This is a genomic window from Coprobacter sp. (assembly GCF_982436375.1).
Map to the genome: position 1 here is coordinate 1 of NZ_CEWDCG010000173.1, position 6,618 is coordinate 6,618.

General features: G+C 40.0%; 4 protein-coding genes. 1 reads left to right on the forward strand and 3 read right to left on the reverse strand.

What is annotated here, in order from left to right; all coding sequences use genetic code 11:
* A partial coding sequence (locus AC1WHX_RS09540; RefSeq protein WP_481229238.1) for a choice-of-anchor J domain-containing protein occupies positions 1-1,070 on the forward strand: 1,070 nt, incomplete at its 5' end.
* 312 nt (positions 1,071-1,382) lie between these two features.
* On the opposite strand, the gene AC1WHX_RS09545 is transcribed toward AC1WHX_RS09540, so the two are convergent.
* The 3 genes from AC1WHX_RS09545 to AC1WHX_RS09555 are packed head-to-tail and all read right to left on the reverse strand — an operon-like array spanning position 1,383 to position 6,519.
* The gene (locus AC1WHX_RS09545; protein WP_302996060.1) at positions 1,383-2,270 is read right to left on the reverse strand and encodes an NHL repeat-containing protein; all 888 of its coding nucleotides are present in this window, start codon (positions 2,268-2,270) and stop codon (positions 1,383-1,385) included.
* Positions 2,271-2,281: 11 nt separating this feature from the next.
* Positions 2,282-4,081, reverse strand: coding sequence for a cell surface protein (locus AC1WHX_RS09550; RefSeq protein WP_302546899.1), 1,800 nt, complete (start codon positions 4,079-4,081; stop codon positions 2,282-2,284).
* Positions 4,078-6,519, reverse strand: coding sequence for an HzsA-related protein (locus AC1WHX_RS09555; protein WP_302996061.1), 2,442 nt, complete (start codon positions 6,517-6,519; stop codon positions 4,078-4,080). Before AC1WHX_RS09555 ends, AC1WHX_RS09550 begins: the two co-directional genes overlap by 4 nt.
* Positions 6,520-6,618 lie beyond the last annotated feature (99 nt).

Here is a 6,618-nt window from a genome sequence, read left to right on the forward strand (position 1 = left end):
GTGCTACCATCAAAGTCGTACCTCAAAGCGGTGAAGCCGATGCTGTATCATACACAATCAACTTTACATATACGCAAAAATCGACTTTGCTTTACGAAGATTTCGGTATGGGCTACACGACCCCGGCCGGATGGACAATCATGCCCGGTGCAAATGATGCTAACATGGGTTGGAACTTAAGCAGAACCATCGGAATGGGATACGGAGGAGAAGGTGGTTTCTTAATGGCTACCGGAACAATGTCGTTTTGGGATCGTGACGAATGGGTCATAACTCCAAGTGTCACACTGGTAAAAGGAAAAACTTATGAAATTACATTTTACGCAAAATTACCGGGATACACAGAAAATGAAAATACTTTTGCCGAAATATTCAGAGTAACTGCCGGAACATCCTCTTCGAAAGATGCCCAAACAGAAGAATTACTGAAAATTTCTACACCGCAATCCGGAGAATATACAAAATTCACAGCCGAATTTACGGCTAAAGCATCCCGCCCCTACTATTTCGGTTTCAATATCTGTACTCCAAAATTGGAAACATTCAGCATGCCGGGCATATCTTTAGACGAAATCTCAATATCCGAAAAGGCCGAAGAATTAAGTAAAGACGCTTCTCTAAAAACTTTGACTGTAAACGACATTGAAATCGAAATCGTTTCCGGAAAAACCTCTTATGATTATGAGCTAAACGATAACACAGCAATTCCTGTTGTTACGGCAACAGCAACGGACGATGCCGCAAAAGTAACCGTAACCCAGGCTACAACCATTCCGGGAAGTGCTACCATCAAAGTCGTACCTCAAAGCGGTGAAGCCGATGCTGTATCATACACGATCAATTTCACGTATGACCCTCTCAATGGCTATGACAAACAAAAAATAACTGACCAAATCATATATAACGGAAAAATGATTTTCAATCCTTCACACTTACTATTGGAAGTATTCGATACAACAGGAAGAATAGTAACTAAATCTATCGATGATATCAATACCGAATCTTTAAAAAAAGGAGTTTATATCGTACGAATTATAGGAACGACACATTTTATGAAGATATTGAAATAACATATTTTTTAATAACAAATCAACAATACAAGCCGGAAGGTTAAGCAAGTCCGGCTTGTATTTGATCAAAATCAATAATTAACCTATTTACCTTCCGAAACTATTTCCATATTTTCGTGTAAACAAAACGATTTTCGAAAGACCTGTCATTTAAATTTTACAATAAAAATATTATCAAGTCATCTTTGTACTTTCTTTCGGTCTATAACGTTGTAGGCGGTATCAGTACTCCTCCCCACTTGAAAAGGAAACAGACTATTCTTAAGGATTTCTCTCAAACTTTGTCCAAGCAAAATTTAGATTGGTTCTAAATCAATGATAAGATTTCACCCGTTTTTTCAATGCATCTAAAGCAAATACAGAAGACATTGTCTTTATTTCATTCCTGTCCGAAACTTTATAAAGAACTTTCTTCGAAAGTTTATCTATAACTAATAAATGTACAGGATTTTTCGCATCGACATGCCCGACCCAGTTGGTAAGAAACAATCGTCCATCTGACAAATAATGCATACCTCCGGCAAATTTCAGAGTTCCCGGTAAATCTTTATTCGTCAATGACCAAACAATATTTCCGGCCATATCATATTCAAATACACCAGGATTATTATCTTTATCCGTAACAGCAACTAATGTATTTCCCGATGGCAAGCGTATAACCGAATGTGCACCTCCGGGAACAGGTATATTCCAGACTGCTTTTCCATTTTCGTCATATTCAACAACCGATTTACCGCCATAATGCGCAACCAGATAATGCCCGTTGTCCAAACACCGGGCATTCCTCATAAACGCATGTCCTCCGGTTTTTACTCCAAACGGCAAAATCGATACATCTTTTACAATACTACCATCGGGAGAGACCTCTAAAAGTCGTCCGTTATCACACTCTCCGATAAATGTATTTCCGTTTTTCAAACGCTGACAAGCAAAAATATTACTTTCGGACGTATAATGGAAAATCGTATCGTTTTTCCGGCTAACCTCAAGAACTTCTTTCCCAGCCGTAAATAAGATATTCTTATTAGGAAGCACCCAAATATCATTCGAATCAGGAGCTTTGTGTTCCCATACGATTTCACCGTTTTCTTGAATAAATACTTTACCTTGCGAATAATCACAAAATGCAAAAGACGGTCCTCCGGCAAACAAAGACCCAAAGAAACACAAAAACAGAACAGACAAATAAAAACGTTTCATAACAAACACAACTATAAAGACAAGATATACTCTTCTAACTCTTCAATTTCTTTTTCCGAAACGCGTATGCGAGGTCCATGTACCTTTAACATATCCTTCATCGTAGCACAACGTCCATCATACAGATACGGAACAGTTCTCCATATTTCGATCAATGTCGGAACATCCATTTTTTTCCCGACCTCCGTTCCCGAAGCCCAATCTACAGGATATAGTTTTCCATCTGTAAAATAAGGTCCGGAATGACATGATAAACAATCTTTATCAAAGATCGCTTTCCCCTTATTAGCTTTTTCAGAGAGACGTCCATTTTGCAGATGAGGGCTCGGCAAAGGTTTTAAAGAACGCAGATAAGCATCCATATCATCAGCAACCGATGGCGGAGTAACAGCAAAAAGAATATATTTTATTCCGGAACGTACCGCTATTTCAGCATTTGCACGAATCCCTGTCACCATACAAGGAGGCGTCTGATGTGACAATAACAAAGATTTGGTATTTTTAGGATTACCGAGGCCATCATTCAGCAAATCCCAATTCAAGCCGTCTGCACGGGCATCATTCGGATGACAACTTGCACAACTTTGCCATCCTTGAAAACCTAATGTCGCATCATGAAAATACATATTCCCTCTTCCTTCGGCAGAAGCAAGCATGTTATTGCCCAGCTTCCGCTGTACATCAAATACATCTCCTTTTGCGACATGGATATCTCCTGAAAAATATCCCGCAGCATATAAAGTTTTTCCGTTCATTGCTATGGCTCTTATCCCTTTCCCCCCGACAGGTTGGTACTGAGCAATACCATAAAGCATTCCGGCATCATTCATCACATTCTCCCACCCGTTATAAGATGGTGTTACCGCTACTCCCTGTTTTGCCTGAGCCAAACGATCATGCAATTTTTCTCTATCTATACGACAAACCTCATGTACTCCCGACAGAGCAACACAAATCTCTTTATTATCGGGAGAGACCATCACTTGCCAAGGATTGGCAGCTCCTTTTTGAGGCGTATCTAAAAGTACAGTTGCTTCCACCTTCTCATTTTTCAAATCCACAATAGTCAGCGCATTCGTGTACATCCATCCTCTATCCACCTGATTTGTAGGCAACTGATATCTTGCTAATAAGTGGGTTACATAAGCATGCTCACCTGTAACATCTGTCGTCACAGACTTTACGTCAGTTGACCCATTCGGCAAAAGCAACCTCTTGATAACCTTACTTTTTTCTGTATCGATAATATCCATTTTAGCAGCAACCGGAAAAGCCAAAGCCGACATCTCAGGCATATTATTTACAACTAAAATACGCCTTCCATCAGCAAAGGAAACAGCCCCGACAGGTTCACGCCCGACCGAAATCTTACAAATAAGAGAACCTTTGTCACAATCATATTTTCTAATCTCATTATTATAACGTAAGGTAGCCCAAACAGCTTTACCGGAAGAATCTATCAACAAAGAAGAGGGCGAATAACCGGTATCGAACGCCCCCAACACTTTCATGCTCCTCCCGTCTATCTTATATAATTTTCCGGATACTCCATCGGAAGAAACCCACAAAGAGCCGTCAGGCATAACAGTTATTGCCGTTACCGGAGCATTTAGGGCAATTCTCTTTTTTACAGCAAGTGTTCGAGAATCGACTTTCAACAATTCCGAAGAGAATCTATTGCCGACCCATAAAGTCTTACCATCTGTCGAACAAGCCAGAACATCCGGAGAAACAATATTTTCCGATGCAGCCCATATCTCGGACATTCCCCAAAACAACAAGCAAAAATTTATAATCCAAACCCTCATCATTTTACCATTTTTTCATTTAAAGAACGAATATACTCTCTTATATTTTCTCTTTCGGCACTTTTTGCTTGCTCTCTTTTTTTATCATAATAATCATAATAAGCTTTTTCTTGCTCAGTCCAATTATTCGCTTGTCGATAATCACTGATAAACGGAACTAAAAGATCGATCCACAAAGCGAATACATCTATTTCATCCTGAGAAAGTTGCGTATTACCATGTCCGGACTTCAACCGTTTTATCAAATTACTCGTCGCCGATCCTGCCGAATAGGGACGCAATACGGACGGCTCTGAAAGTGCACTGATCCAATTTACTTCAGGGTGATCGGTCTGTCCCTGCCACGAATCGTTATCCCCTGTCGTCTTACGAGCATGCGTAAGATTTAGATAAGCGTCCGAAAACATTCGTTTAGTTTGATTATCGACAACCTTCAAATCTCCTTTTAAGCTCATAGGATGTTTTACCCCGTCATGACAAGAAATACAATGCTTATCTATAATCGGCTGAACTTCATTAATAAATCCGAAATTTCTAATCCCTTTATCATCTATCGGTACGATCTTTTGTATTTTCTTATTCATCGCATCCGAAACCGGATGTTGCGCCGAAGGGACAGAGTTTTTATGTTCGTGACACCCTACGCAACTTTGAATTTCACCCGGTTGCAAAGTTGACCAGCTTCGCATGGTTTGTACAACATGCCCGTTCTCATCTAACGCTTGGAAATAAAGGGGTTTTCGAGAAGGAACTTCAAAAAATGCCGAACCATCAGGTTCTACATCAACCTCCCCTAAAACTTTTTTCAAGTCCCAGCTCGCATTACCAACTCCCACCGGAGAGAAGGCATGACCTCCTCCGCCCTTTCCATGCCCATACGCACAGCCTACTCCGGCCGCCCGATATTCCAACTCTACAATACGCAATTTTTTAACCGTACCCGGAATCACTCCTTTCATACTACGCCCCTCATAGATATTCTGTAAATAATATATCCCGGTATTTTTTGTATAGTCGACCATATTCACTCGCTGGAAAGGACGCCTACGAGGTGCAACCAGTACCGGCTGATTACAAGATATTTTAGAATCAGCTACCAAAAGTTCTCTTTCTCCATCGATATTCATCCAATAAATAGCAAATTCTATGGGAGTACCGATATTATATCCTAATGGAGTATAAGAAATCAAAAAGTCAGTCTGATTTAAAGCAAAAGGATGCTGAAACTGCTCACCTTCTTGTCCATATCCATCCACACGCACAGCTTCCGGTTTTCGTACAGGAGCAACGAACATCACACCTTCATTTTCATCCCGTCCGGCTTCAGGATCGATAATAGCAAGTTTTCCGTGCTGAGGATTGTGATGTCCCATAAGCACAGCCATCACCTTGCGACTTCCTGGTATAGCACAAGGCTGTGTTATGGTAGTCGGGAACCAACTGTTTCCACCATAATATTCAGCCTGTCCCGTACCATCAAAATTCATCTGAAATAAAGGTTGAGGGAAAATCTGCCCCCGATCATTATAGTCCCAACGCGTATATACTACTCTACCGTCTTCTAAAAGAACCGGATGTAAGGTATGAACCTGATCAAATCCTATCTGACGCATATATTTCCCGCTCCGGTCACAAATAAAAAGATTGCTCACTTCTGTAAACCAACAATCGACAGAAGTTCCACAACGAGTCGAATTAAATAAAATATTATCATCGGGAAGATATATACCCTCAATATCAGCAAATCCTATTCCGGACGTTACTTGCTTAATTTCCCGAGTATCAAGATTCATTTCATACAAATGAAAATCATCTTCTTTAGAAGACTTTTTTAATGAGTATAAAATATGTTTCCCATCAAAATGAACTTCAGGATCACGAAAAACTCCTTCAGGAGCTTTTCCCAAAAGCTCTTGTTCTCCCCAAATTCCTTTCATTCGCAATAAAGACAGTTCGCTGTCCGGAATAAAACATTTTTCGCCTCTGGCATCGGACAATCCCTCTGTATAGGCAAAATAAGATGGGCGAAGTATATGAAATTTAGTAAAGACAATTTCCGGCTTATTTTTCAAGAATACCTGCAACCTCTTTTCCCTCCGTTCCACACAGGCATCGACATAGAGGGATATAGCCTTCGACAAAGAAGAGAAATTATCTTTTACCGGATAAGAAATTCCTAATTTCAATAACCGTAATTTCACTTGCGAAGCCATATCACCGTCAAACCAATCTATTTTTTCCCCATCTTGCAACCACCAATCATATCCCACCGGATATTCTTTCATTAAACTTCTATGAAAATTTTTCTTCATCCGATCAATCTCTTGCTCAGATGATTTTCCGTTCAAACCCTTTATTTGAGCGAATGCATCTTGCAAGCCGACACTAAAACGGTCTGTAGATTCGGGATATGATTCTGCAAAAAGGCGGGTCCCCAGCATCCAAATGCAAATACATAGTAGGTATATTCTCATATCATACATATTGTGTGTGTTTTCCTATATGCCAAAAATAGAAAAAAGTATAAACTAATCATGATG

Bases quoted from the DNA above. Each gene is read 5' to 3' on its own strand.
- AC1WHX_RS09555 (WP_302996061.1), bottom strand. From the start codon at position 6,519: ATGCTGGGGACCCGCCTTTTTGCAGAATCATATCCCGAATCTACAGAC.
- AC1WHX_RS09550 (WP_302546899.1), bottom strand. From the start codon at position 4,081: ATGATGAGGGTTTGGATTATAAATTTTTGCTTGTTGTTTTGGGGAATG.
- AC1WHX_RS09545 (WP_302996060.1), bottom strand. From the start codon at position 2,270: ATGAAACGTTTTTATTTGTCTGTTCTGTTTTTGTGTTTCTTTGGGTCT.